This is a genomic window from Centipeda noxia ATCC 43541, assembly GCF_000160555.1.
Taxonomy (GTDB): Bacteria; Bacillota; Negativicutes; order Selenomonadales; family Selenomonadaceae; genus Centipeda; species Centipeda noxia.
Genome location: NZ_GG749278.1, coordinates 205928 through 232839 on the forward strand (window position 1 = coordinate 205928; position 26912 = coordinate 232839).

At 57.9% G+C, this 26912-nt stretch carries 22 protein-coding genes and 1 pseudogene; 5 read left to right on the forward strand and 18 right to left on the reverse strand.

What is annotated here, in order from left to right:
- Positions 1 to 5: 5 nt before the first annotated feature.
- Complete coding sequence (dhaL, locus tag HMPREF7545_RS01060) at positions 6 to 629, reverse strand: dihydroxyacetone kinase subunit DhaL (protein WP_231237714.1); 624 nt, start codon at positions 627 to 629, stop codon at positions 6 to 8.
- Between the two features lie 529 nt (positions 630 to 1158).
- On the opposite strand from dhaL, the gene HMPREF7545_RS01070 reads away from it, so the two are divergent.
- Positions 1159 to 3681 carry a cell division protein FtsA gene (locus tag HMPREF7545_RS01070; RefSeq protein WP_006693807.1) on the forward strand — a complete coding sequence of 841 codons (2523 nt, stop codon included), beginning with the start codon at positions 1159 to 1161 and terminating at the stop codon, positions 3679 to 3681.
- A 53-nt stretch (positions 3682 to 3734) separates the two neighbouring features.
- Here HMPREF7545_RS01070 and HMPREF7545_RS01075 read toward each other — a convergent pair whose 3' ends face one another.
- The 16 genes and pseudogenes from HMPREF7545_RS01075 to HMPREF7545_RS01150 form a co-directional block, all read right to left on the reverse strand.
- Positions 3735 to 4616, reverse strand: coding sequence for a lysophospholipid acyltransferase family protein (locus tag HMPREF7545_RS01075; RefSeq protein WP_006693808.1), 882 nt, complete (start codon positions 4614 to 4616; stop codon positions 3735 to 3737).
- A 1-nt stretch (position 4617) separates the two neighbouring features.
- Positions 4618 to 5643, reverse strand: coding sequence for a UDP-3-O-(3-hydroxymyristoyl)glucosamine N-acyltransferase (gene lpxD, locus HMPREF7545_RS01080; protein ID WP_006693809.1), 1026 nt, complete (start codon positions 5641 to 5643; stop codon positions 4618 to 4620).
- A 14-nt stretch (positions 5644 to 5657) separates the two neighbouring features.
- Positions 5658 to 6089 carry an OmpH family outer membrane protein gene (locus HMPREF7545_RS01085; protein WP_006693810.1) on the reverse strand — a complete coding sequence of 144 codons (432 nt, stop codon included), beginning with the start codon at positions 6087 to 6089 and terminating at the stop codon, positions 5658 to 5660.
- Positions 6090 to 6111: 22 nt separating this feature from the next.
- Positions 6112 to 7155, reverse strand: coding sequence for a hypothetical protein (locus HMPREF7545_RS01090; RefSeq protein WP_006693811.1), 1044 nt, complete (start codon positions 7153 to 7155; stop codon positions 6112 to 6114).
- A gap of 79 nt (positions 7156 to 7234) precedes the next feature.
- Positions 7235 to 7699, reverse strand: a complete 465-nt coding sequence (locus HMPREF7545_RS01095) for an OmpH/Skp family outer membrane protein (protein WP_040571080.1) — start codon at positions 7697 to 7699, stop codon at positions 7235 to 7237.
- A 121-nt stretch (positions 7700 to 7820) separates the two neighbouring features.
- Positions 7821 to 8228 carry a hypothetical protein gene (locus HMPREF7545_RS01100; RefSeq protein WP_006693813.1) on the reverse strand — a complete coding sequence of 136 codons (408 nt, stop codon included), beginning with the start codon at positions 8226 to 8228 and terminating at the stop codon, positions 7821 to 7823.
- A gap of 130 nt (positions 8229 to 8358) precedes the next feature.
- Positions 8359 to 9816, reverse strand: a complete 1458-nt coding sequence (locus HMPREF7545_RS01105) for an ArnT family glycosyltransferase (RefSeq protein ID WP_006693814.1) — start codon at positions 9814 to 9816, stop codon at positions 8359 to 8361.
- A complete protein-coding gene (locus tag HMPREF7545_RS01110; protein WP_006693815.1) occupies positions 9809 to 10759 on the reverse strand; it encodes a glycosyltransferase family 2 protein in 951 nt (316 codons plus the stop codon). Before HMPREF7545_RS01110 ends, HMPREF7545_RS01105 begins: the two co-directional genes overlap by 8 nt.
- A 22-nt stretch (positions 10760 to 10781) precedes the next feature.
- Entirely contained in the window at positions 10782 to 12098 is a 1317-nt protein-coding gene (locus HMPREF7545_RS01115) for a hypothetical protein (protein ID WP_006693816.1), read from the reverse strand.
- A complete protein-coding gene (locus tag HMPREF7545_RS01120; RefSeq protein ID WP_006693817.1) occupies positions 12098 to 14050 on the reverse strand; it encodes a BamA/OMP85 family outer membrane protein in 1953 nt (650 codons plus the stop codon). Before HMPREF7545_RS01120 ends, HMPREF7545_RS01115 begins: the two co-directional genes overlap by 1 nt.
- An 88-nt stretch (positions 14051 to 14138) precedes the next feature.
- Positions 14139 to 14684 carry a hypothetical protein gene (locus tag HMPREF7545_RS01125; protein ID WP_006693818.1) on the reverse strand — a complete coding sequence of 182 codons (546 nt, stop codon included), beginning with the start codon at positions 14682 to 14684 and terminating at the stop codon, positions 14139 to 14141.
- 94 nt (positions 14685 to 14778) lie between these two features.
- Positions 14779 to 15411 (reverse strand): sigma-70 family RNA polymerase sigma factor, encoded by a 633-nt coding sequence (locus HMPREF7545_RS01130; protein WP_040571081.1) that lies wholly within the window; start codon positions 15409 to 15411, stop codon positions 14779 to 14781.
- A 34-nt stretch (positions 15412 to 15445) separates the two neighbouring features.
- Positions 15446 to 19779: pseudogene (locus HMPREF7545_RS01135) on the reverse strand (translocation/assembly module TamB domain-containing protein).
- A 39-nt stretch (positions 19780 to 19818) separates the two neighbouring features.
- Complete coding sequence (locus HMPREF7545_RS01140) at positions 19819 to 21354, reverse strand: TolC family protein (protein WP_040571082.1); 1536 nt, start codon at positions 21352 to 21354, stop codon at positions 19819 to 19821.
- A 327-nt stretch (positions 21355 to 21681) separates the two neighbouring features.
- Positions 21682 to 23256, reverse strand: coding sequence for a flagellar hook protein FlgE (locus tag HMPREF7545_RS01145; protein WP_040571083.1), 1575 nt, complete (start codon positions 23254 to 23256; stop codon positions 21682 to 21684).
- 22 nt (positions 23257 to 23278) lie between these two features.
- Positions 23279 to 23653, reverse strand: coding sequence for a TIGR02530 family flagellar biosynthesis protein (locus HMPREF7545_RS01150; RefSeq protein ID WP_006693824.1), 375 nt, complete (start codon positions 23651 to 23653; stop codon positions 23279 to 23281).
- 165 nt (positions 23654 to 23818) lie between these two features.
- Between HMPREF7545_RS01150 and HMPREF7545_RS01155 the strand changes: the two genes are divergently transcribed.
- From HMPREF7545_RS01155 to HMPREF7545_RS01170, 4 genes are read left to right on the forward strand one after another with little or no spacing between them, the layout of a single operon-like run.
- Positions 23819 to 24013, forward strand: a complete 195-nt coding sequence (locus HMPREF7545_RS01155) for a ribbon-helix-helix protein, CopG family (RefSeq protein WP_006693826.1) — start codon at positions 23819 to 23821, stop codon at positions 24011 to 24013.
- A gap of 56 nt (positions 24014 to 24069) precedes the next feature.
- On the forward strand, positions 24070 to 24315 hold the full coding sequence (locus HMPREF7545_RS01160) for a toxin HicA (protein WP_040571084.1): 246 nt from the start codon (positions 24070 to 24072) through the stop codon (positions 24313 to 24315).
- A gap of 1 nt (position 24316) precedes the next feature.
- Positions 24317 to 24685 carry a type II toxin-antitoxin system HicB family antitoxin gene (locus tag HMPREF7545_RS01165; protein ID WP_006693828.1) on the forward strand — a complete coding sequence of 123 codons (369 nt, stop codon included), beginning with the start codon at positions 24317 to 24319 and terminating at the stop codon, positions 24683 to 24685.
- A gap of 12 nt (positions 24686 to 24697) precedes the next feature.
- A complete protein-coding gene (locus tag HMPREF7545_RS01170; protein ID WP_006693829.1) occupies positions 24698 to 25471 on the forward strand; it encodes an enoyl-CoA hydratase/isomerase family protein in 774 nt (257 codons plus the stop codon).
- Positions 25472 to 25548: 77 nt separating this feature from the next.
- Here HMPREF7545_RS01170 and HMPREF7545_RS01175 read toward each other — a convergent pair whose 3' ends face one another.
- Positions 25549 to 26844 carry an aspartate aminotransferase family protein gene (locus tag HMPREF7545_RS01175; RefSeq protein WP_006693830.1) on the reverse strand — a complete coding sequence of 432 codons (1296 nt, stop codon included), beginning with the start codon at positions 26842 to 26844 and terminating at the stop codon, positions 25549 to 25551.
- Between the last annotated feature and the right edge of the window lie 68 nt (positions 26845 to 26912).

Consider the following 26912-nt stretch of genomic DNA (forward strand, 5'->3'; position numbering starts at 1 on the left):
TATCATCAGCCGCGCAGATAACTGCAGAGGGCGCGGAACATGATGAGAGAGCTCATCGCGCCCGGGTCCTCGACGCCGATGCTGCGCTCGCCGATGATGGCGGCTCGTCCGCGCCGCGCGGCGATCGTCTTCGTATACTCCGCCCCTGCGCGCCCGGCATCCAGTGCGTCCTCAAGGCATTCGCGCAGGCTCTTCCCATCCGCATTCTCCGAGCGAAAAGCATCGCGGATCGGGATCAGCGCATCGAGCATTGTCTTGTCGCCGTACTCGGCACGCCCGCGGCGCTGAATGGCCTCAATGCCGGCTGTGAAGAGTTTTTCAAAACTCGCCACGTCGAGCCGCGTCTTAGCGTTCACAGCCTCGCCGGCACGCACGAATGCAATACCGTAGAGAGGACCTGCAGCGCCGCCGACATTCTCGATGAACGCGCGCCCGATATGATGAAGCACATCCTGTACCGGCGCATCACCGGGCAGCTCCGCGAGCCTCTCCTGCGCAGCGGTGAATCCCCGCGCCATATTGAGTCCGTGGTCTCCATCCCCTGTCTTTGCGTCCAATGCCGTCAAATAATCTTTCTGCGCCATAATTGCGGCAATGACCGCATTCACCGCATCACGAACATTTGCCATCTCCGTCACACCAGCTTTCCAGTAAAAATTGGAACTTTCCATATTCTTATGCATATTATAACACGGGATTTTCCATAGGAAAAGAGGTAGGAATGTATTTCGATGTAGTTTTCGGAAAAAACAGATTTCATATCATTTCAACGATATTGTTGTTCCCGTATTTGTCAAGTCTTGCGGCTCACTTTTTTTTATGCTATCATGATTACAAGGAGGAGCGCCTTAGATGTGCGTATGCCTTAGCAATGTCTAACCTACAGATCTTTCAGGGAATCCGAATTGATTTCGGTGAACGCGATGCACCTCGGTGAACGCCGCAGCCGGACTTAGGGTACCCACCTGCTCTACGCAGGTATAGACATATAAGTCATACGGCATTTCAGACACCTCTCTTGAGGTCAGAGCGGAATTGTCCATGCGGCGGTTTTGTTCTGACCTTTTTGTATGCACTTAGCGCACACGACGGGAAGGATTTTTTCAAAAAGACACGAATAGATACAGATAGTATACATTGTTTACAGGGGAGAACGAGATGTCGGATCTGAATAAAACAAGCGAAGATGTATCCGCGGAGGATATGCCTGCAAAGCGCCGCGGCCGCCCGAGAAAACGCGTGCAGGAGACAGCGGCGGCGGAAGTCTCTGCAAAAAAACGCGGCCGCCCGAAAAAGAACGCATCTGCGCAGATGCAGAAGGCAGAACGGCACGATCGCCCTTCCGAACTCGTCTTTGCGCTTGACATTGGGACACGCAGCGTCATCGGCATCGTCGCCGAACAGCGAGACGGCATGCTCCATATCCTCGCTACCGAGCGCATGGAGCACAAGACGCGCGCGATGCTGGACGGGCAGATTCACGATGTGCCGCAGGTTGCCGCTGTCATCCGCGAGGTCAAGCGCCGTCTGACCGAACGCACGGGCACGCTGCATAGTGTCGCCGTGGCCGCTGCCGGGCGTGCGCTCTATACGATGACGGCAGAGGCCGAGCAGGATGTCACAGGCATCATCACACCCGCACAGCAGCGCGACCTCGACTTCGCAGGCGTGCAGGAAGCACAGCGCAGGCTCGCCCATTCCCACACCGTCGACGATCCGACGCGCTATTACTGCGTCGGATACAGCACGATCCGCTATACCCTCGACGGCAACGATCTCAAGACGCTCGTCGGACAGCGCGGACGCAAGGCACAGGCGACCGTCATTGCCACATTCCTCCCGCGGCAGGTCGTTGACTCCATGCAATCGGCTCTGCGCGAGGCCCATCTGGAGATGCAGGCACTCACGCTCGAACCGATCGCCGGCATCAACGTCCTCATCCCGCCGACGATGCGCCATCTGAATCTCGTCCTCGTGGATATCGGCGCGGGCACATCCGATGTTGCCATTACACGCGGCGGCTCCGTCATCGCCTACGGCATGGTGCCGATGGCGGGTGACGAGGTCACCGAGGCAATCTCGCGTGAATATCTGCTCGATTTCAACATCGCTGAGGATATCAAGCGCAAAACGGCCGACGGTCAGGACGTCTCCTTCACCGATATTCTCGGCATGAAGCTCTCGCTCACCGCCGAACAGGTCGTCGCCGCGATCAAGCCCGGCGTTGAAAATCTCGCGGACGCGATTGCAAAGCAGGTTCTCGAACTCAATGGCGAACCTCCGCAGGCCGTCATGCTCGTAGGCGGCGGGGCACTCACGCCGATGATTCCGGAGCTTGTTGCAGAGGCGCTTGACATTCCCGCAGGGCGTGTCGCTGTCCGTCAGCCGGAGGAAGTCGACGGCATCGCGGATCTTCCCCCGGAGCTGCATGCCCCCGATGCAGTGACCCCGCTCGGCATCCTCAAGATCGCTTCGATCAACACACTGCATTTTCTCGCCGTCTGGATCAACGACATCGAATACAGCCTGTTCAATTTCCGCGCGCTCAACGTTTCCGACGCCCTCCTCGCCGCGGGCATCAATCTGCGCAAATACAACGGGCGCCCCGGCATGGGTCTTGTCATCACGGTGAACGGAGAGCGGCGCAGTTTTCCGGGAACGATGGGTACGCTCGCGCAGATCACCGTTGACGGCAAAAGCGCAACCCTCGATACCCCCATCCACGACGACTGCCGCATTAAGCTTGTCGCGGGAGAAGACGGCCGCCAGCCTGAGATTCATCTGAGCGAAGTCATCGGCTCCACGGACAGCTATACGATTCTCCTCAACGGGGCAAAGACAGATGTTGCTGCAAGCATCCTCCTCAACGATGACACGCCAAGCGGCGATCCTGTCCTATGCGACGGCAATTCGATCGTCACGCACCCGGAACGCACGCTCGGCGAAATGCTCCATGCGATGAATCTCCCTCCTGCGGGGCGAGGCATCTCTTATACGCTGAACGGTGAAACGCGCCGCTTCTCCGCTCCCCCAAAGATCACACTGAACGGAGCAGCAGCATCCCTCTCGAGCGTGCTGCGTGAGGGTGATGCCGTCACGTATGAGGAGGCCGGCGCCCCGACGATCGAATCCATCCTTGATCTCTCCGTCGCCGGATCATATGCAGTCATCACATACGAGGGCAAGGAGCATCAGGTACCTGCCTCCGGCTTTGCACTCACAATCAACGGACGCGCAGCGTCGCCCGGCACCGTCGTCGAGGACGGCGCCGTCATTGCCTATCAAAAGGGAACGGGCAGTGCCAACGTCAGTGAAGCACTTCTCGCGGTCGGCTTCACGCCGCCGCCGGCAACCAGCCGCGTTTCTTTTGCGATCCTCGTCAATGGCGTCAAGGCCGACTTTACAAGCCCCATACGAACGGGAGACACTCTTGAGGTCATATTCACTCCATTGGGGAACCCAAGCACTGCGGCACCGACGCCGGATTCCAGCGCACCCGCAGCGAGCGAGATTCTCTCCGACATTGCTGCGCGCGCGGGGATTCTGCAGACAGAGACCGTATCCGCAACAGATGCGCAGGAGCAGGAAAAAGCCTCTGTGGCCGCCGAGACTCCCCCGCCCGTATCGTCCTCAAAGCAAAGCGGTACGATCCGTGTCGAGTCGCTGATGCGCTATGACTGAACCAATACAAAAAGAACTTCTGCATGAACATTTTGCTCATGCAGAAGTTCTTTTTATTTCCATTCAGGATTTTCCCGGAGGGACTTCCAACGATCGTGCAGCCAGAACCATTCCTCAGGATACTTTCGAATCCATTCCTCGATCCGCGTGTTGATCGTCTGCGTCACACGGCGCACATCGGCAGCGCGGTCATCGGTCTTTTCGACAAATATCCCGGGCTCCACCGTCAGGATGTGATGGCCGCTTGGCTCGCGATGCATGAAAACGGGGAAGATCGGCACTTCGCAGCGCCGTGCAATGGCAGCCGCGCCTGTAAAAGCATTCGTCTTCTGCCCGAAGAAGTCGACGATAACGCCGTCGCGCAGAGACGGATCTTGATCGCTGAGGAGTCCGATGATCCATCCCTCGCCGATCATGCGGAACATCTCGCGTACGCCCGTCCGATAGGTGACGTGCATGCCGACGAGCGCGCGGTACTCGTTGATGAAGCGATCCATCCCCGCCGAGCTCTGCCGCTTTGCAACGCCGACGAGAGGGAATCCCGCGCAGGCGAATGCGCCGCCCATGAGCTCCCAGTTGCCGCTGTGGGACGTGGCAAAGATCGCGCCCTTCCCCGCTGCGATGGCCGTGCGCACCTCGTCTGCGGCACCCTCGATCGTAACATAGTCGCTCATGCGCGGCTTCATGACCGGGAAGCGCAGGACCTCCATCAGCATGGGGCCGAACCGCAGGCTGCTCGCGCGCGCAATGCGATCCGCCTCGTCTTCCGATACACCGAGGCAGCGCATGACCTGCCCGCATGCAAGTGTCTTTCGCTTTGCAGGAATAAAATGCCACGCAAGCCGTGCAAGAAGCTCGCCCAATACCATGGCAGTCCCGTGCGGCAGCAGACAGATGATGCGGCTGAGCAGTTTCACGGCGTGATAGGAAAGCATCTCAGTCCTTCCCGCGCAGCTGTTCGAGTTCTCGTTCGAGGGATTTTACCTTTTTCGCCAGATCGGGCAGGCGCCGGATCGCAGCCTGTACGCGCAGCCATTCGGTATGGGGCTGAACGGGGAATCCCGCGCAGAAAACCCCCTCCGGCATATCGGCGATGATGCCGGAACGCGCAGCGTAGACCGAGTTCGCACCGATATTGATATGGCCGACCGTGCCGACCTGCCCGCCGAAGGTGACGTTGTGTCCGACCTTTGTCGAGCCGGAGATTCCGGTCTGGGCGACGATGAGGCAGTTTGCTCCGATGCTGCAGTTGTGCCCGATGTGCACGAGATTGTCGATCTTCGTCCCCTTGCCGATGACGGTCGCGCCGAGCGTTGCGCGGTCGATGCCGACATGTGCGCCGATCTCCACGTCGTCCTCAATGACGACGCCGCCGACCTGCGGGACCTTCGTATGCACGCCCGCTTCGGTCGTAAAGCCGAAGCCGTCTGCACCGATGACGGCGGAGCTGTGAATCGTGCAGCGCGCGCCGATGCGGCAGTGCTCGCGCACCGTCGCATTCGGATAGATAACGGTATGATCGCCGATCTCGCTGTATTGTCCGATATAGGCATGGGGATAAACGGTTACGCCCGCGCCGAGGACGGCATGGTCGTCGATATAGGCAAAGGGCAGGATCGTCACGCCCTCCCCGATCTGAACGTCACATCCGATATAAGCCTCATCGCTGACGCCGACGACATGCTCGATCGGCGGAGTAAAGCTCGTGAGGAGCTTTGCAAATGCCGCCTTCGGATCCTCGACAAAGATCACGGGGCAGGAAAAGCCCTCGGTTCCCTTTGGAAGAAGGAGTGCGCCCGCCTTTGCGCCCGCGCGCGCCGCATCGATATGCGGCGGCACGGCAAAGGCAAGATCATTCGCCCCCGCCTCGTCAAGGGAGGCGAGGCCGCGTATCATGCGCGTGCCGTCGCCATGGACCGTGCCGCCGACAAGCGCCGCGATCGCATTGACTGTCTTTTCCATGCTTCATGCTCCTTTTACTGGAGTTTCCCAATCACTTCGTCGGTGATGTCCAAGCCGCCCGAGAGTACGCTCGGATATCTGTCGGAGCTGTCCATCACGACGTCCAGCTTCTTATTCTTTACGACATCCTCTATGGCCGTGTTCAGCTTCTGCTCAAGCTGAATACTGTACATCTGATTGAGCCCCGCCATCTTGCGCTGCGTCTCTATCTGGAGCTGCTGCGACTCCTCCGCCGTCATCTTCGGATTCGCCGCGAACTTCGCCTGCGCTTCCTGCTGCGCCTCCGTGAGCTTGGCGTTCGCCTCATCGACCACAGCCTTCAGCTGGGGCGCCTCCTCCTGCACACGCTCACGGTCCAGCGTACCGACATGTACCTGACCGCAGCCCGCAGTCAATGCACTCGCCGCGAGAAGAACCGCTGCCGCTGCCTTACCGAAATAATTCATATGTATAAATCCTTTCACTGTGTCATCCTTTGATGCTCTGCATCTCATGCACCATCTCCGCCGTCACATCCGTCGCCGTATTTGCGATAAGCGGCGCAAAACGGCGTACAGCAAAGAGCTCGGCGGCGGGCAGAGACGCTCCCGCGCTCTCCTCCGGAGATGCAAGCACCAGAGAAAAGTGGTGCATGATCGCAAGTTTCGCCGCACGGCTGCGTACATCGCGCCAGATCTGCGCCTCGAGCGCATCCGCTTCATTGCGTACGGCTGCAAGACGCAGCGCACGCTTCGCAGCCGCAGAGTTCTCCTCGCGTTCTTTGAGGGCGCGCTCCATCTCGTCTGCATTGCGGCTTTGCGCTTCTTTCTGCAGGCGCTCTGCCTCTGCCTTCTGCGCGTCGATCGTCTCCTGCGCACGTCTCGTCCATGCTGCCTGCTGCGGCTCGATGCGTGCGGCGACGCGCGCGCGAATCTGCGCCTGCCACTCGCGATAGAGTGCCATCTGACGTGCTCCGCGTTCGCGCTTGAGTTCCTCGCGATCCCGTTCCCATACGGCGCGCTCGGCGGCAAGCTCCTCCTCTGAGACGCGCGGACCATGCATGGCACGCTGATTGTCGATCTTGAGGTTGATGTTCAGAATGGCGTTCAGATACTCGTCGTCGATTGCCTTTTTGCGTGCCTCATAGTCCGCCTCTGTCTGCTTGCGGTAGACCTCAGCCAGGCGCTTCCGCTCACGCTCGAGTTCGACGCGCGTCGAGATGACCGTCTGCGCGTTCTTCTGCCAAACGGAGTCATCAAACGGCGCAGCCTCCGCCTCCGGCGGCTTGATCTCAGGTGGTGCAGGCATATCCCGCACAAGCAGTGTCAGGCTGCGCTCCTCGGCACGCAGTTCCTGCAGCTGCGCATAGGACGGATGAGCCGCGAGAACCTCTTCGATGCGCATGGTTCCGATATCGCTGGGCTCTTCCGTTCCTTCATGCCGCGGCATGAAGAGGAACACAGCAAGGAGGAGCAAAAGGCAAGCGCCGCCCGCGAGGATCTCCCTGCGCCTCGTTTTCCAAAGCTCCGGCATGCGCCGCCCTCCCTTTATCTCCTGCTATAAAAATGTACCGAGCAGCGCGCTGCCCGGTACATATGCGCATCTCGTGCGATTATTTCCCCAACTGTTTGATGACATCCTGCGTGATGTCCTGACCACCGTAGACCACAGCGCCCTTCTCGATGACGACCGAGAGTCCCTTTTTCTCGGCAACGCTCTTAACCGCGTCCTGAATGCTCTTCTCAATCGGCTCCATCAGCTCTTCATTCTTCTGCTGGAGGCGCTGCATTGTCTGCTGATAGTAGTCCGACTTCTCCTGATCGTTCATGTTCGCAGACTTCGTCTCAAAATCCGACTGTGCTTCCTGCGAAGCCTTCTGCATCTCAGCATTCGCCGCCGCGAGCTGCGGATGCTGGCTGCCGACCTGACGATAGTCCACAACGCCGACGGAGGACGTCGCCGCCGAAGCGATGCCCGAACCGCTCTGCGTGAGCGCAAGCGCAACCACCGAGCCGACAAAGACCACGGCAATGAGGATGCTGATAATCTTAACCTGCTTCTGCTCAAGTTTGATCATGAATAAATACTCCTTTTCTGTCAAAACCATCGGCAATCAGCCGAACGGATTCATTATAGCAAAGTCGGGCGCGCAATTCAAGATTTCATCGATAAAATGAATCTGGTCCGCCTGCCCCGCATTACTTCACTGTGCGCTGCCCAACTGGCTTGCTCATGCTGATCTCCACCTCGACGAGCGCAAGCTGCGCCGCAGGGTTGTTCAGATGGTTCGCACGCGAGAATGTCGCATTAACAATCTTGTTTCCGCCGTCCTGCCAGCGGTAGGTATAGGAGTAAACGCCGTCCACGATGCTCTGTCCGACGAGCACGCCCTCCTGTCCGAAGATCGCCGCAACTTCGCCGACACTCATGCCCTTCTTCACCGCGGCAATACGCTCCTCAGTGACGACATCCTGTGCATCCTGAGGTCCCTGCAGGGCACCGGGCGCGGGCACGCGCTCCGCCGTCTTTCCTCCGCATCCTGCAATAAGCAACGATGATGCGGCAAATACCGCTGCGGCAATCCCCAATGCCTTGATCTTCATCATGATGACCGACCTTCTTTCTCCATACCGCCATGCAAACGATGGCTGACCTCTCCCAAATACGCCTTCATCATACACTATTCTCGGCGTTCATTCAACCACAGAGATGAAAAAGAACTGCGCCGCAGCCTCCTCACGGCATCGGCGCACGCCGGTAGACACGCAGCTTCGTCCGCCCCTCTTCCGGCATTGCCCCGAGCAGCTCCCACTCCTGCGCATCAAACTGCGCATCGAATGCATCGAACGCATGCCGCTCCACAACGAGATACACCGTACGATCCCGCGGCAGCTCATCCATCGGCAGGAACGGCATCACATTCTTGCTGCTCCAGCTCATCTCCTTCGGTGCGCGCGCGGCAATTTCCTCACGCGGCGCAAGCGCATACATCACGTGCCCCGTGTAGTAGGGAACGGTCGCCGTATAGTCGCCGTAACAAGCGAGGACATCATCGCTTCGCAGCACGGGCGAGAGAATCGCCGCCGCCTGCTTCCCGCTGAAATGTCCGTCGCGCTCGGAGTAATTCACTGCAGCGAACACCACAGCGAGGTAGAGGCCCGCACCGATGACCGCTCCCACGCGCAGAGTGCGCGGATAGTGCAGGAGCAGACGCGCCGTCAGGATTGCCGCTGGGAGGAATGCCGGAAAACTGTACGTCGGGTACTTTGTCGCCATGAACTGGAAGAACACGGGCACAACGACCGCCCAGACAAGCAGAAAGTGCGCGCGCACATCGATGACCGGCTGGAATCGCCACGCACGCCAGAGAGCAAGCGGCAGGGCAAAGCTCCACGGGAACATGCCGAGGAAATAGATGCCGAGATAAAAGTACCAGACATCCCACTTCGCATGCTCAGACACCGTTGCACGCAGAACGTTGTGGATGCCGAGAAAGGTATTCACAAAATCTGTGCCGTGCGTAAGATACATATAGACATACCACGGCGCGCAGACCGCAGCGAAGACAAGCAGCCCCGTCGGGATGCAGATGCGCCCCAGTGCGGAGAGATCACGCCGGAGCGCAAGGAACACGAGGATGATGAGCCCCGGCAGGAGCAGCCCGATCGGCCCCTTTGTCAGCACGGCCAGACCCGCACAGGCATAGGCGATGTAGAAATAACCGCTGCGCCGTTCATAGTAGCCGACGAAGAACGCACCGAGCGTCCCGCCGAAGAAAACGAAAAGGCTCATATCCGTGATGATGAGCTTTGCGAGGACCGCATAGAGCAGCCCCGTTCCGAGGATGATCGACGACCAGAATGCCGTCCGTTCATCGTAAATGCGCCGTGCGAAGGCATAGGTCAGGAGAAGGCCTCCCGCTGCAAAAAGCGCGGGAAAAAAACGCGCGGCAAAATCCGTCACCCCGAATGCGGAAAACGCCGCAATCAGCTCCCAATAGAAGAAGATCGGCTTGTCGTACCAGTAGCCGCCGTAGATCTGCGGCGAGAGATAATCTCCCGCCGCGCACATCTCCTTCGCCGTCTGCGCATAGTTCACCTCAACGGGCGCCGTCACGGGGAGCTGCGCGTTCCCCCAAAAATAGAGCACCATCATAAAGAGGAGCAGCGCGCCTGTACTTATCCGCTCATTCATGAGTCTCCTCCCGATGTGCCGTGCGGCGATGATCCGAAGCAATGAGGTAGAGCGGCCGATTCTTTACCTCCTGCAGAATACGCGCAATGTACTCACCGCATATCCCGAGCATCATCATCTGCATTCCGCCGAAGAACAGGCTGCAAACGACGATGGTGGACCATCCCGGCACCGTCTGCCCGCTCAGTGTCTCAAACAGTACGTGGAGGAAAAGCAGCACCGCGAGCAGCGCCGATACAATGCCTACATAGAAAGCTGCACGCAGCGGCTGGACGGAATAGGCCAGAATCCCGTCCAGCGCAAACGAAATCATCTTGTGCAGAGAGAATTTAGAGTGCCCCGCATAGCGCTCCTGCGCCACGAACTCCACCACGGCCTTGCGAAACCCCATCGCGCCGACAATGCCGCGAATAAACCGCGCATGCTCACGATACCGGCGCAGAGCGAGCACCGCTTTGCGGTCCATCAGTCGAAAATCCGAACCGCCCTCCTGAATCTCCACATCTGCAAGCGCGTTGAGGAGACGATAGTAGTATTTCGACGTCAGCCGCTTAAAGAGAGAAACCCCCTCCGTCGTGAGGCGCACGGTCTGAACAATCTCGAAGCCCTCTTCCCACTTTTCGAGCAATGCCGGCAAAAGCTCCGGCGGGTGCTGCATATCGCCATCCATTGTAATGACCGCATCGCCGTCTGCGTGATCGATCCCGCAGGTCAGCGCCAGCTGATGTCCGAAGTTGCGCGCGAGAAAGATGGACTGAACATGAGGGTCAGACGCACCCAGCGCGCGCAGGATTTCTCGGCTGCGGTCGCGCGACCCGTCGTCGACGAAAAGGAGCTCATAGTCATAGGGCAGCTCCGCCATCACCGCAGTCACGCTCTGCACAAAATGCGCAATATTATCCTCTTCGTTATAAACCGGAACGACAATGGAAATCCGCTTCACGATGCCCGTCTCACTCCTCTCGCTAAAAATTCCCGATCAGCCGCAGCCACGCGTCATTTTTATCGACGAGGCCTGCAATGCTGAGGAAGTCATGCAGCTTGTAGCGCAGTTCCCACTCGCCTTGCCCTGTATCCATCCAATGCTCGTAACGCAGCAGCCAGCGCGGGTGGAACGTATAAACGCCCGCAACGGAGAAGCGATCCCCGTACCCATAGCGCAGTTCTCCCGTCAGGCGCGGAAGGAGTGCACGCGCATACCCGACCCGCCAGTCAAAATGCAGATCCTCGGGGGTAACATCCGCCTCTGCATAAAGCTCGTCGCGTGCGCTGAGCATCTGTCCCGCATGCAGTCGCACATGCAGATCCCGCCGCTCCCCATGGGAGCGCTCCGACGATCTGCCGATATCCAGCCATCCCGTGAGGCGCAGGCGATACCGCGTCGTATCGGTACGGCTCATCACAGGCATGCGCTCCCCTGGTGTAATCGTCACCCGCGAGGAGAGGTGGAGGCGCCGAAAATCTCGGCCCGCATCAAGGCGTTCGGCGAGCCGCTGCTCAAACGACAGACGATGGCGCGCGACAAAAGCAACAGGCACACCGACGAGATGATTCACCTCCGCCTCCATCACAGAGCGTCGCGTGAGCAGAGTGACATTTGGGATCGTGTCGGAACGCATCGAGAGATCCACTGTCCGCACAACAGGCAGACGCGGATAGACAATGAGGCGCACCGCTGCCGCAGGCGCCACATCGATATCATAGTCCGCACGGAACTCCGGCAGATGCTCCTCCATATACGATGTCAAGCGGCGTTTCAAGGCACCTGCCGCCCAGTCCGTCGCAGCGACGGGCAGACCAACGAGCGCATCAGAAAAGACACTCTCCGCCCCCGCAAGATCTGCACGGACGAGTTCCTCCACCTCGGGCGGCATCCCCTCAACCGTCGTCTCGACCGTCACACGCTGAATGGTATCTGCCCACGGTGCGAGATGGATCTCCACCTCTGCACGTGTGCCGGGGCGGATCGTAACCCCCGTCACGGTGTAGCCGACGAGCAGTCGATCAAAGACCGCACCGATGATCTCCGCTTCCTCCGATGCAGAGATATCCGACGTATGCCGCCCCTCCATGCGCTCCGCCGCAATCGCTGCCACGGTACGCTCCATGCGTTCGCGGACAATGGCGGGGATCGGCTGATCGCCCACGACAATAGCCGCAGTTTCCTCCACGCGGGAGGCCTCTGCGGCATATGCGGAGGCGGAAAGCCCCCATCCGATAAAAAGTGCAGCCAGAAAAAACGCCAGACGCATCGGGCGTGACAGGGAAATCCCCTGCCGCATCAGAACGTTCCGCCGACGCGGAAATGTACGCGTCCGCCCTGCGATCCCCGCCCGTAGTCAAGACGCAGCGGACCGATCGGCGTATTGAGGCCAAGTCCGATGCCGACGCTCCCGTGCATATTCTCAGGTTTAAATCCGGTATCCCACGCACCGCCGAAGTCGGTGAAGATCGCTCCCGTCACCTTGGAAACAATCGGGAAACGATATTCGAGAGAGGCCAGCGCCATGCGATTGCCGCGGAACTGATCCTCGCGGTAGCCGCGGATCGTATCCTGACCGCCGATGCGGAACTGGTTGTACTCGGAAATAGATCCCTTTCCGATGCCGTACTGTCCGCGCAGAACAAAGACCTGTGCGTGGCCCGCCTTGAAGTAATGCGTGTCGCTGATCGTATACTTCTGAAAAGAGAAGTCCCCGCCAAAGCCGGCAAACTCCGCCGAAAGCGCGGCGCGCGCCCCCGACATCGGCTCATAGACATTATCGCGCGTATCTGTCACATGTTCAAACGTCACGCTGCGCGTCGTTCCGAAATTCTTGCCGAGCCACGCAGCATTGAGGCTGCGGTCGCCTGCATTGCCTGTCTCCGTATGCTTGACATACCGATCCTTGCGGTTGCGGAGCGTGATGAAATTCGTCGAATACTCACTCATGGGCCGGCTGAGCGTGAACTCGCCGCCCGAGTATTTGCGCATAAACGACTCCTTGTGATTGCCGTTGGAATCGTAATCGTCATATTCATAGGTGCGGTTGTAGAGGCGGAGCGTTCCCGCCGTCTCCTTCTTGTCGAGCCACGGCCGGCGGTACATAAACGTATAGCCGCGCGCATCCGTATCGTCGCCGCTCATCTCATAGCTGAAGCTGATCGTGTCGCCCATCCCGCGGAAATTCGTGTCGCTGATGCTCACCATCCCGACCATTCCGTCCGCGCTCGAGTAGCCGGCACCAATGCCGAACGATCCCGTCCGCTTCTCCTTGACGTCAATCTCCATGATGACCGCATTCGGCTCCACACCCGGATTCATCTTGACATTGACGTCCTCGAAGAAACCGAGATTGTAGACACGCTGCATACCGCGGCGCGCCAGATTTGCATTGAAGGGCTCCCCCGGTTTCTGCCGCATCTCGCGCAGAATGACATGCTCCTTCGTCTTCTTGTTGCCCTTGACCTTATATCCTTCGAGCAGGCCCTCACTGATCTTGATCGTCAGTGTCCCGTCCTGCGCGATGTTGAGATCCGTGATCTTTGCGAGAATGTAGCCGTCCGCACGGTACTTCTCCTGAATCGCCTGCACATTCTCCTGCAGGACGCGCGAGTTGAGCAGCTCTCCGTTCTTGACCGTAACGAGCCCCATCAGCGTCTCTGTCGACTCGACCGTATTGCCCTCGATCTTGACTTCCTTCAGAAGCGGATTCTCGAGCACGTGATAGGTCAGCACGACGCCCTCGGGCACCTGTTCAAAGACCGGATACAGATCGTAGAAATACCCCGTCGCATAGATCGCATCGCGATCCTTCACGAGGCCCTCCTCCGTCACAGCATCCCCAACATGCATCGTAAGTGCTGCCCGTGCCGTAGGCTCTGTCGCTGCCGACGCACCGCTGAAATTGATCTCCACAATCGTCTTGCCCACCTGAGCGGCAAGATCATTGGAGATCGCATCCTCTGCGGGACGCTTCGCCGCCCATTCGGCAGCGCGCTGATCCGCGCCGGACGGCGTAGAACCAGTCAACACAGGAGCTCCTTCAGCGGGAGCTGCTGCAGCGTCTGCAGGCGCTGCAGGCGCATCACTCAGGACAGGGGCCGGCGCCGCCGTCCCTGCCATCTCTGCCGCCGTATTCGCTGCTGCGCTGTCCATCTCCTCCGCGGCAAAGCCATGCGGCAGTGCCGATGCAGATACCCCCACGCCGAGGGCGACGGCAAGTGCAAGTCTCTGATATCTGTTGCTGTTCAAAGGCGAAACCTCCTAGACGATATACGCTCATTGCATTGAGCTGTTTCAATCCACGCGTTCCCGCAGGAGCATGGATCGAATTCCTAAACTACTCTCTCAGTATCTTCCCGCCGACCTGCATCAACCGCTGCATATCGGCATTCGGCATACGCGCGGCAGCCTTGCTGCGCGCCGGCTGCTCAGGTTCATTTCGCAGCGCTGCGGGCGCGGCGGCCGCGGTCTCGGGTACCTGCGTCGAAGAAGAGGATGCCGCAGATGGCTCTCCTGTCTCCGCCGCAGATGGCTCGACCGGCGGCGGTGCAGGCGCAGCAGCAACCATCTCCGGCGCAGGCATCTCCGCGCGCTCCTGTGCGGCGCGCACAGGAAACGGTTGTGTCTCCTCCTGCGAAGAGGGCGATTCCCATGCGATCCATGCCCAAACAGCAGCCGCAGCGATCGGCGGCACAAGCCAACCCGCCCACCTGCGCATCCGTGCGCGGCGGTGCGCGGCAATACGCGCAAGTTCCGCACGAGCGAGCATAAGTTTCAGGTCGCCTGCGAGATCATCCTCTCCCGCGAGTGCATCTTCTGCACCCGTCAGCCACGCGCGCGCCGCGCGAATTGATTTTTGTCTCTCCCTGCGTTCCCTGTCCATCACCGTGCCTCCTCTCCGCACAGATACATTTGATTATACTACACTCCATAGGACGGATTCAAGAAGTCCCGGATAAAATGAAGTCCCAAAATGATTAAACCTTCCAATGTTGGATAAAACGTGAAAGCATTCCGCGCACGCGGCGAATGCCCCTCTGCTGCAGGCGATAGATATGGGCAGGCGTAACGCCGAGCGATTCCGCCATCGTCTGCGCCTGCGTGCCGCCGATGGTTACGCCCTCGAGTACGAGCCGCTCGCGCAAGGGCAGCCGCTCCATCACTGCACCAAGTAAGTCGACGAGCGCATGATGCTCCGCAAGCTCCGCAACCGAAGCCCGCTCATCAACGAGAAGTTCCTTCGCCGTCTCCTGCGCCTCGGTCTCCGCCTCAAGGCAGGGCAGATCAACGCTCCCCTCGCGCCGCAGAAAATCGAGAATACGGCCGCGTACCCGATGTACGGCATAGAGACTGAACGCCACGCCGCGCGTCGGGTCGTAACGCTCCACCGCCTCGATGAGCCCGATTGTCCCCTCCTGCACGGCATCCATCACGACGGGCATTGTACGGTAAGGCATAACTTCGCGGAATACCAGCGGCTGATATGCCTCGATGATGCGCCGGCGCGCGGACTCGTCGCCCTCCTCCTTATAAGCGCGCCAAAGCGCATGCTCTTCCTCCGGCGTGAGTTTCCGTACAGCGGAAAGTTTTGTCATGTACTCCGAAAACACAGGCTCACCTCCTCATTTTCATCAAGAACACCTGCTAGAACCGTATGCGCGCCTCGACGCCGATCAGCTGATCAGAGCCCTCGCGGTCATACGAGATGCCGAATTTATCGCTGAAATCATACTGAATGCCATAACGGTGCTTGTCCGACGCGCCGCCGAGCCCCTGCACATACCGCAGGAGCACACGGTCACCGATATACTTGCCCACCTCGACATTGTACTCGTTCTCATTTTTTCGAATCTCCTCATCGTTCTTCGTCTCGAAGAGCGCCCCGCTCCCGCTCGAGAGACGCAGCACGTCAAGATGCAGGAAATTCTTCACGGAATCCTCCACCTCAGAGAGGATGCTCATCTGAAGCCCGATGGACAGGATATCCGCCGCTGTCACGCTGCTCTCTCCATTCCGGTAGGTGCTGCGCAGCGTCAGCATGCGGATGATCTCCTCCTCCGACATCTCAGGTGATGAGGTCAGTCCGAGCTTCATGTGATCGAGCGGCCCCTGCAGGGACAGGAATACGCGCGTATTCGTAAGGCGCGCTTCCGCGTAGAAGCTGATCTCCGGCAGAAACGACTCCATCTGGTTGAATGTCGCCGTCCCCTCGCGGATCTTGAATACGGTCCGCAGATAGCTGACCGTGTCACCGCGCCGCACAGCGATCTGTCCCGTCGTCCTCGGGTGCCGCGTTGTTCCTCCGAAGTGCACATGCCCGGACGGGTGCATATCGTAGAGATTCGAGCTGAAAAAGCGCACATGACGGCCAACGTTCAAATCGACATCCAGAATGATGTTCGGCAGCTCGTCGTCCGTCTCAGGAATCGACGGAATGGAGATAAGGGCACGGTCAATATCAATATGACCCGCGAGCTTTGGCAGCTGCTCGCCCCAGTATTCATCCTCCGTCAGCGTCAGTGAGCCGGTCAAGGGTCCCTCGAAGAAGGAGGTTTTGAGATCGAGTGCATTCATCACAAGGGTAAAATCATATGCCGACGGCCGCATGCCGGCAAGACCCATGCGCCCCGTCAGCAAATAGCTGCCCGTGCCCATGCGTCCCGTACACTCACGCACGGCGATGGAATCGCCGAGCGCGTCGATCTGTATCCGCATATCCGTCAGCGGATGCTCGACACCCTTGAACTTCACCGCGCCGCCGGCAACGCGCAGCGAGCCCTCAAGGCGCGGTGCGGCAAGCGTGCCGTGCAGCTTCAGATTGCCCTCGGTACGCCCGAGCGCCCACTCTACGCTGTTGGAGAATACCGGCAGCAGGGACAGATCGGCGTTGTCAAGCACAAACGTCAAGTCGATCTGCTCATAGGAGCTCAGCGTTTCATCGCTCCGCGCCGTGAGCGCGCGCAGAGGCAGCGTGCCGCGGACACTCGCCATATATGCAGTCCCGTCGATGTATTTCGTCACCGTGAGCTGGTTCAGATAAATGACAGAACCGCGCAGCTGCGCCTCTCCCTCCAGCTGATCGAACGAAGAGCCGCGTATACCGCCGTTCTTTGCCGTGAGATGCACATCCACCTCGGGATTTTGCGTGCGGCCGCCGATATGCACGGTCGCCGACGCCGTTCCCGATACTTTTTCTTCCACTCCGGCAAATCCGGTAAAGATGCCGAGCGCGATATCTGACGCCTCAATGTCTACATTCGCAGTGCCGTTGAAGTCCGCTGTGCCCGAGGCGGAGAACGTACCGTTCTCCTGTCGTCCCGTCAGTGTACGCAGTGTCAGCACACGGTTCTGGAGAGCGACATCGAGCGCGACATCGCTGATCGGATAGGAGGCAAGCGCCCCCTCCTCGATGCGCCCCGTCAGCGCAATGGACGGATTTTCGCGCGTCCCTCCGAGCTGCATGTGACTCGTGATTTTTCCCTCAACGCGATCCTCCTTCTGATTTGCAAGCGCCAGCAGCGCCGCCACATCCATCTGCTCAATATCCAACGTGCCGCGCAGCGCCTCCGTCTGCATATCATAATGCAGACGCGCCGCAACGGAACCGTTCTCCCCTTGGCGGAATCCCGTCCGGTCCATCTCAATGATGCCGTTTTCATAGTGCACGAACCCGCGAATATCCCGCAGCTCCACGCCGTTCATCGTGATCGTATCGGCTCTGAGCTCGCCGCGGAAGATCGGATGCGAAATCACGCCGCCAACCTTTCCGTTAAAGACACCATGCCCGGAGACCTCGTAGGGGAGCTTGTGCTCCAAGCGCTTCATATCGAGATCGCGCACCTCAGCGTCGAGATCGAGCACGCCCTGCGCGCTGATCGTACCGTTCAGCACCATATCCACCATCGGCGAATAGATGTGGAACACCTGCAGGCGAATGATGCCGTTGTCGAGGAAGTAGTCACCGTCCATGCCCGAGAGCAGTGCGCCTGCATAGCTTCCGCGGTAGAAATGGACATAGCCCACCGCATGCGGATTGTCGAGCGTCCCCGTGAACTTGATGATGTTATCAATATTGCCCGTAATCGGCTGATCCGGGGCAACGAGTGCGGCCACGTCCTCCATGCGCGCGCCCATCGTATCAATCTGCAGATCGATGCGGCGCTCGCCGGTGAAACCGATCGTGCCGTTCACCAGCCAGACCTCGCGCCCATTCCGCTCCATCGAGAAATCATGGATGCCAACCCCCGAGAGCGACCCCTCCGCGCGAAAGAGCAGACTGTCAAACGGCTGATGCATCAGTTGTCCCTTTGTTGCCGAGACCTTGATATCCACGTGCGGATCGTTGATGTCGCCGTGCACCTCACCGCTGAAATCCGAACGCCCCGCAAAGCTGAGCCGCTCGTCAAGGCGGTTCAGCAGGGAGAGATCGACATGTCCGCCGTAAAAGCGCAGATCGAGCGCAGAACCGTTCGTAATACTTCCCTCAAGGCCGAGATCCGTATCGTTCGGGAGATTGAGGCTGAGGAAGTCGATGGTCAGATCGTTCCCCTTGCGCATAAAGGACGCGCTCGCGCGCCCACGGGGATATTGCGGTATGTTCCGTTCAGGATATCGGCACTGCCGTAGACCGTGAGCACGGCAGGATCCGCCCCCTGTCCCGCGATGCCGAGATCAGCGTGCAAGGCACCGTCCATCCCCTCGGGCAGCGGCGCATCCGCATCCGTGCGCAGACGCGCAAGCTGCACGCCGTCCGTCACGAGATGCGCCGTATAGGAGCGGTCTCCCGTATCAAAGATCCCCTCGCCCGAGATCGTCCCCCCGAACGCCTTCGCATTCAAATTCTCGAACGAGATCGCACCGCCTGCATAGGAAACATCCGCAGACGCATCCGTAAAGGAAGCGCCGTACGCAGCCCCCTCCGCCGCCGTCAGCTGACCCGCCGCCATGAGATCGGCAAGGGTCCCCGTCACATGAATATCAGCCGTTACAGCCCCCGTATAGGGACTTTCCTTGAGGATTTTATGCACGTCAAAATCTTTCGCACGCACCGTAAGATCGAGATAGGGCGCATCCGTATCCATCCGGATCGTCCCGTCAATGCGCGCCGTTTCGCCCTCCGCCTCGGCCGTCGCCGCAAGGAAAAGCTCACGCTCGCTGAAAGTCAGCGCCGCACTCTCGATCTGCGTCTGCGTTCCGTAGACATCCGCAGCCGCCGTTACGCCTGCGGCGCGCCCCTCTGCGGTAAACGTACCGTCCACCCAGCGCAGAGATGCGTTCACATGCGCCGCGTGAAGTTCCTGAACGCGTACGTCTTCGGAAATTGCCCCCGACGGGAGGAGGTCAAGCAGAGGTGTCAATTCGCTGTCATCCAGCATCAGCTGAAGCTCCCGCGTCCCTCCGACATTCTCGCCGCGCACACGAACAGGAACGCCGGCAAGCGCCGCCGTAAGGTCATAAGAGAGATCGCCGCGGTCGATATCCGCGGTGCCGGTGATATCAGTCAGTTCATAAGAGCGCGCTCCCGTCTCGATCTCCGCCGTCGCATCCGCGAGACGAATGTGTCCCTCGAACGTGCTCGGCTCGGTATCGTCTGCAGCAAGATCGTTGTAGTTCCACGAGCCGTCCGCACGCTGTACAATATGAGCATGTGCTCCCGTGAGCAGGACCTCATCAACGGATGTTTCAGGCGACAAAAGCAGCGAAAGCAGACGAAGCGTCACCCGTGCCTCGTCGGCACGGAGAACGACATCCGCCTGCTTATCATAGACCACAATATCATCAATTGTCAGTTCATGCAGAGAGCGGATCTCCACCGTACCGATGTGCACATCCGTCCCGAGCTTCTGCGCCGCAAAACGCTCTGCCATCCTGCCTGCCTCGGCCATGAATGCCTGGGCCCGCACGATGTGGATGATAGCCGCCGCGCAGATAAGTATTGCTGCGAGTGCCACAACACCGATATACGCCTTCCGTCTCATAGAACTCCCCTTGCAGGAGCACCCCTGCAACACGCCCTGTTACTTTCTCATATCCGTTTCGTAGGCGGCGTGTGCCGTCTGCACACGCTGCACCGCAGCAGCGGCTTCCTCTGCCGCCGGCGCCGGAGATGTCGCACGAACTTCCGCACCTTTCGGCGTCTCAAAGAGGGCGTCGTCATGCAGCTGTGCCGCCTCCCGCGCCGCACGGGCACGCTTGCCGTCCTCCTCCGCCGCACGATAGCGCACGGCATCGAGGTCGACCGGCACGCCCATCGCGTTGTCGAGGTGCGCCTTGCTCGTATTATAGTTGTAGAGCGCCGTCGAGTAATTCATGCGCGCCGTCGTCAGATTATCCGATGCCCGCATTACCTCCAGATTCGTGCCCACACCCGCATTATAGCGAACGCGCGCAATGTTGTAATCCTCCTCCGCCTGCTGCACGGCCTTTTCCGTCGTCTTTATATTCTGCTCTGCCGCGTGCAGATTCAGATATGCCGTATGGACATCAAGGCGGATCTTCTCATCCGTCTCTGCAAGAGTCTCCTCCGCCTTGCGCAGCGTTGCCCTTGCTGCCTTTACCTGTGCCGCCGTCACGCCGTTGTCAAAGATATTCCACGACGCACTGACGCCTGCGGCCCATTGGTTGCTGCTCGTATGGTCGTCCTTAAAAGCACGCTCGCCCGCGATGGAACGCGTTGCTGCCGCATTCACCGTCGGATGATAGCCGGCCTGGGCCGTCCGCACCCCCGCCTCTGCCTGCTTCACCGCATAGGCCGCCGCTGCGCCGTCCGCGCGGTAGAGCAGCCCGTAGGCCGTGCAGTCGGGAAGCGAGAGATCATACCCCGTATAGCGGAGCTCATCATTGATCTCAAGGCTCGTATCCGTCGGCAGGCCGATCACATTGTTCAGCGTCGCGACGGCAACCTCGTAGTTGTTCCGCGCCGTCGTCAGATTCTGCTGCGCGTTCGCAAGCTCAACCTCAGAGGCGAGCACATCCGCGCGCGCCACTGTCCCCACGCGGAACTGCGCGTTGACATCGGCGAGATGCGTCGTCAGCGTCGCCACCGTATCCTCGCGCACCTTGACCAGATTGCGTGCCTGGAGGATGTTGAAATAATCCGTCGTCGCCGTCAGGCGAATCGTCTGCTTTGTCTGTTCAAGCGCAAAGTCGGCAGCGTTCAGCCCATAGCGCGCCGCCTTGCGCTGTGCGTTCAGCGCGGCATTGTAGACCGGCATCGAAACCGTGCCTGTATTGCCGTAGTTATAGTCGTACTTGATCCCCGATGCACGCGCCTGAGCATACGCCTCGCCGCCGATACGGTTCGCCGACGTCTCCCACGTGAGCTTCGGACCCATCGAGCGGTTCGCCTGCGAAAGCGACGCGTGCGCAGCGTCCACATCCGTCAGTGCCTCCTTGATCGTGCGGTTGTTCTCGAGCGCCATCTGCACGCTCTGCGCGAGATTGATCTTCACCGTCTCCGCCGACACGGAACTCGTAAAAAGTCCGACCGCGGCGGTCAGTGCCAGTGCTCGTACAAGGTGTTTGGCAAAACGTCCCCTCTTGTTCAAATCCATTTCCTCCTCGTCCGTTTCAAGGATGCACCCGAACGGCGGGCTGCTCCAAAATAGCGACAGCACAATAAAACTGTATTGACAGGTTCTCTCATTGTACCAGTTGTTGCGGGGTTTTTCAAATAAATTTATCGTTAGCGGTCCTCTGTCCCTGACAAATGATGCGTGCAGCAGTGGATCCTTATTCCTGCTTTATCCGCCCCATTACGATTTCCAACAAGCAATCCGTCTGATCTGTCATAAATAGCGGTATATGTATACGTACCATAAAACGCCCTCCGTCCGACCATAATGATCAGACGAAAGGCGTTTTCATGTTCCTCGGCGAAATTAGCGCTTCATATTGATGAGTGTCTCGAGCATCTCGTCACCGACCGTAATCACCTTTGAATTCGACTGAAAACCACGCTGTGTGATAATCATATCGGAGAATTGGTCAGCAATATCGACATTTGACATCTCGAGTGCAGAAGGCGTAATCTTCGCCCCTGTACTCTCAACTGTCTGCGCTCGAACAACTTTTGAATTGGAATTATTCGATTCTTGGTAAAGGCTTCCCCCTATTTTGGTAAGTCCCGATGGATTGGAAAATTTGGCAACACCGATCTGGGCCTCCGCTCTGCGAACCCCGTTCGTATAAGTTCCCGTAATCACACCGGTGGAGTCAACGGATACGGACGCCAGACTTCCGCTCGCATATCCGTTTGCAGCAGCCTTGACCGTATCATAGCCGGCATATTGTGTCAGCGGTGATTCGTTATTGGCAAACTGAACTGTAATAGACTGCGGGGAGCTCACTGCATTACTGTGTGTTGCTGTAAAAGTTGCATTCTCAATACTATTGGCTGATACAGCTGGAGGAACAGCAGGTGGTGTCACAGGGCTGTCAGTATCGTGTGTCAAGTTTGGACTAGTGCCCCCGAGTACGCCCGCACGCAGTACACCGTTTTCATCAAAAGCAAGCGTTGCAGAAGAAAGCGTGTGGGTCGTCGTCGATCCACCTGTATTGCGTGCCGTAGGATTCCCAACTCTTGCAATCCATGTGCTGGCCCGCTTCGTAACAGAATTCCCATCCGCATCCTGATAGGTTACAGTTCTGGAATCAGCCTTCTCTAAAATAAGAAGCCCTTCATGCTTATTTCCCGACGAATCATAGTATCCGAAGGAGGTTACCTTCGGCATAGAGCGTCCGATCGTATACGTACCGGATGTGACCGTCTGTTTCGTCCCGTCACTCAATGAGAGCGTAACCGGCTGTGCCTGGCTTGCGGTAATATACATACCACTGGTTGTGCGGGCATGTGGTGTGGGCGGTGTTGTACGCGGATCAGAAAAACTATATCCCGTTATTATCGGCGTATTCGCATCCAAGTTCTCAGAATAGGAAACCGTATCCGTCTGCTCCGGGCCCATTATTCTCCCCGCATCTATGACAATGTTCTCTGCAGCACCCTCTGTAGATACTTTGCTGTTATTCGTCGTCTTATTCATCCAACCTTGCACATGAAGCCCGGAGCTCGGCAGGACATAGTTTCCCTTCGCATCAAACTCAAAGGCCCCATTGCGCGTGTAATAAGTCTGATCCCCACGTTTTACAACAAACAGGGCATTGCCCGTGAGGGCCAGATCCGTATTCTTGCCCGTGCTCTGTACAGAGCCGTCACTGAAAATGGTATCAATGCCGCCCACACTCACGCCAAGCCCGACCTGCTTTGGATTCGTACCGCCAATTGTCGTCCCCGGGCTTGCCGCTCCCGAGAGCGTTTGTGAAAGCATGTCCTCGAATGTAACACGGCCGGCTTTGAATCCCGTGGTGTTGACGTTGGCAATGTTGTTGCCGATAACATCCATACGCGTATTATGGCTCTTGAGTCCCGATACCCCCGAAAACAAAGAACGCATCATAATAAATCTCTCCCTCAAAAAATTATAGAATTGCGGCGCTGTCGATATTGGTAAAGATGTTTTCCTTCGCACTTGCCTCGTCGAGCGCTGTGATAACAGTGCGATTCTTCACGCTGACGACCATCGCAAGGCCCCGGCTCATATAGACGAGTGCATCGCGCACGCCCTTAGCCGCCATGCGGTCAACTGCATCGTCCAAGCGCGCAAGATCATCTGCCGTGAGACTGACACCGCGTTTTTCGATGCGCGCTTTTGCGTGCGCCGAGAATTTCGTGCGCCCGCCAACCTCGTCGAGCAGCGCTTGGAAAACATTCTTGGATAGAGACATTCCCTGTCCCCCGCCGACGCGTGCGCTTCCCTGCTCGGCGCCCCCATGTACAGCAGGATGTATCTCCATTCATTCACCCTCTATTTTATATAACATATTTTATAATATATTTTTACATACATTGTATCGTTAATTTTGTATTTTGTCTTAAATATTTTATATATGCTTATGTAATATATCTGTAATATACATGTTTTTTCTATTCTTATATACACTGCAAAAGAGGTGATATATATGAACACAAAACTGATGATTACAAAAAGAAAACGCGGAGAGGACGGGCATAAAATCCTATCCATCCGCGTAAGAGAAGATATTATCAAACGGCTCGACACGCTCGCCGATCAGACCGGACGCTCACGCAATGAACTCATCGGCCTCCTGCTCGACTTCGCCATCGAGAACAGCGAAGTCGTCTCCGAGAGATAATTCGTTCTTGCACCACGGTACTAAATGCGGTACTATTGGATGAGGAGGAGAGTGTTGTGAGCAAGTGGGAGAAACTGCTTAAACGAATTCGCCGCAATCCAAAAGCTGTGCGATTCAACGATGTGGCAAAAATTCTTGAAAGTATGGGCTATGAACAACGGCAGCCAAATCGCGGTTCAAGTCATTGGACATTTCGTAAACACGGCTGTATGCCGATCACGATACCGCGCCAAGAACCGTATGTGAAGGAAACCTATGTTAAAATCATCATAGATATGCTCGGTGAGGAAGAAGGTGTGTGAAATGAAAAAGGATTTACAGTACTATATGTCTCTGCCGTACCGCGAAGTCATCGAAGCCGATCCGAACGGCGGCTTTGTCGGTCATATTGCGGAACTGCCCGGATGCATCACACAGGCAGAAACAAAGAACACACTTCTGGATATGCTGGATGATGCAAAGCAATCGTGGCTCGAAGCGGCGCTTGCGGATGGTATCTCGATTCCGGAACCAGCACGTGAGGAGGATTACAGCGGTCGCTTTAATCTGCGGCTGCCAAAGAGTCTGCATAAGGATTTGGCGTTGACTGCTAAGATGGAAGGGGTCAGTCTGAACCAACTTGCGATGTGCCTCATCGCAGGCGGACTGAAAGCCTCTGGCGTAAAACAGTAAAGGAGGTCTCTCATGTACGAGCACATTAAACTCAGTATCGAGGGCGGCATTGCAACGATTACGATTGACCGTCAGTCCTCGAACAATGCCCTCAACGCGCAGATGTTCCGCGATCTGATCAGCACGGTGGAGCACTGTGATGCGGACGATGCGGTGAAGGTTGTCATCGTTACGGGCGCAGGCAAGAATTTTTCAGCGGGCGGCGACATCAAGGAGATGGCAACGTTCGAGTTCATCAGCTACGAGCTCTCGATGCTGACCGGTCAGGCGGCACTCTCTCTGCGCAAATGTTCAAAGCCCGTCATCGCGATGATCAATGGTGCGGCTGCAGGCGGCGGCTGCGGTATTGCGCTCGGTGCGGACTTCCGCATTATGACGGAGGAGAGTTATCTCCTCACGGCGTTCTCGAATGTCGCACTCCCCGGCGACACCGGCTGCATTTACAACCTCCATCAGATTGTAGGTCTTGCCAAGACGATTGAACTCATGGCATTCAGCAAGCCTATCTACGGCGAGGAGGCGGTTCGTCTGGGACTCGCGACGAGACTCGCGCCCGAGGGGAAGCTGCTTGAGGAGACAACTGCGTTCGCGGCAAAGCTCCTGCGCCGTCCGCTGGGTGCGATCGCGATGCAGAAGCAGCTCTACTATGAGGTCTTCTATCGCGACTATATGACATACAACCGCATTGAGGCGGAGAACCTCGCCAAGGCAGGCGCATCCGCCGATCACCGCGAGGCCGTGACTGCGTTCCTCGAAGGACGGAAGCCGCAGTTTAACCAATCCTGAAAATATTTTCCCGCACGCAAAAACCCCCGACACTTTTGAACCGTGTCGGGGGTTTTTCTATGCATTTGCAAAATTGCTTATCCGCGGACGATTTTCAGCGGTTTTCCCTCCATATAGCTTGCCGGATTGCCGCTCTCAAGCGCCTTTTTATAGACGCGCATCGCGTCTTCAAAGACATTGAGCGTCACGTTCAGATCTTCCTGCGTATGTGTATAGCAGGGGAAAATGCTCCAGCCGAGGAGCACGCCGCGCTTCGCGCACTCCTGCATAAAGATCGAGTTGTAAAGCCAGTCGCGCCGCCCCTCGTAGTCCGTATAGTCAAACTGCATACGGCACGGATAGCCCTTGAGATCGATGGGGACATCGATCTCCTGCGCCAGCTTGCGAAAGGCCCCCTGCAGATACGCCCCTTTCTCCCAGATGCTGCGGATCACCTGACCGGATGCAAGCAGCTGCATCTCAGCGATGGCCGCGGCGAGAGAGAGGCATTCCCCGCCGAACGTCGTGGAGATGAATACCTTCGGATCAACCGTCTCCATCACCTCGCGCCGCCCGGCAACAAAGGAGAGCGGCATGCCATTCGCCGTCGCTTTGCCGAAGGTGGAGAGGTCCGGCGTAACGCCGAAATATTCCTGTGCACCGCCGATGCTGAAGCGGAATCCGTTCACGACTTCGTCGATGACGAGCAGTGCACCGTTCGCATGACAGAGCTCCTTGAGCTGCGCAAGATAGCCTTCCTTGGGAATTTCGGTCAGTACCGCCTCGGTGATGACCGCGGCGACTTCCCCCTTGTGTTCATCAAACAGCCGCTGCACTTCATCCAGATCGCCATAGGCGAACGCATGCACATAGGCACGCGTCTCATCGAGGATACCGCCCTGGCGGACGCCCTCTGCCGCCGCCGTCCACTCATGCCAGCCATGATAGTTGCCGCGCAGGATATGCTTGCGCCCCGTAAAGGCACGCGCGATGCGAATCGCGGCCTCGGTTGCTTCCGATCCGGTCTTGAGGAAGCGCACCATGTCCGCGCTTGGAATATGCTTCACGCAAAGCCGTGCATATTCCACCTCCTCCGGCGCCATAAGGGAAAAGCCCATGCCGCGCTGCATCTGGCGAATCACAGCATCGTCAATGGGCTTGTAGCAATAGCCGAACAGCACGGGGCCGAGGCCCATATCATAGTCGATGTATTCGTTCTCGTCCACATCCCAAACGTGCGCATCCTGTCCGCGCTCGATGTAGATCGGAGAAACGCCCTGGACGTGCGTTTCCGGTCCCTTGCTGTACAGCTGACAGCCGGATAAGATGATCTCCTGCGCCTCCTTCCAAAGAGCATCCGACTGCTGAAGTGTTCTGTTTTGAATTTCTGCCATACTTCGTACTTCTTCCTAACTTACTTTTGTACTGCCGTTCCGCTGTAAAATCGACACCCTCCGCACGG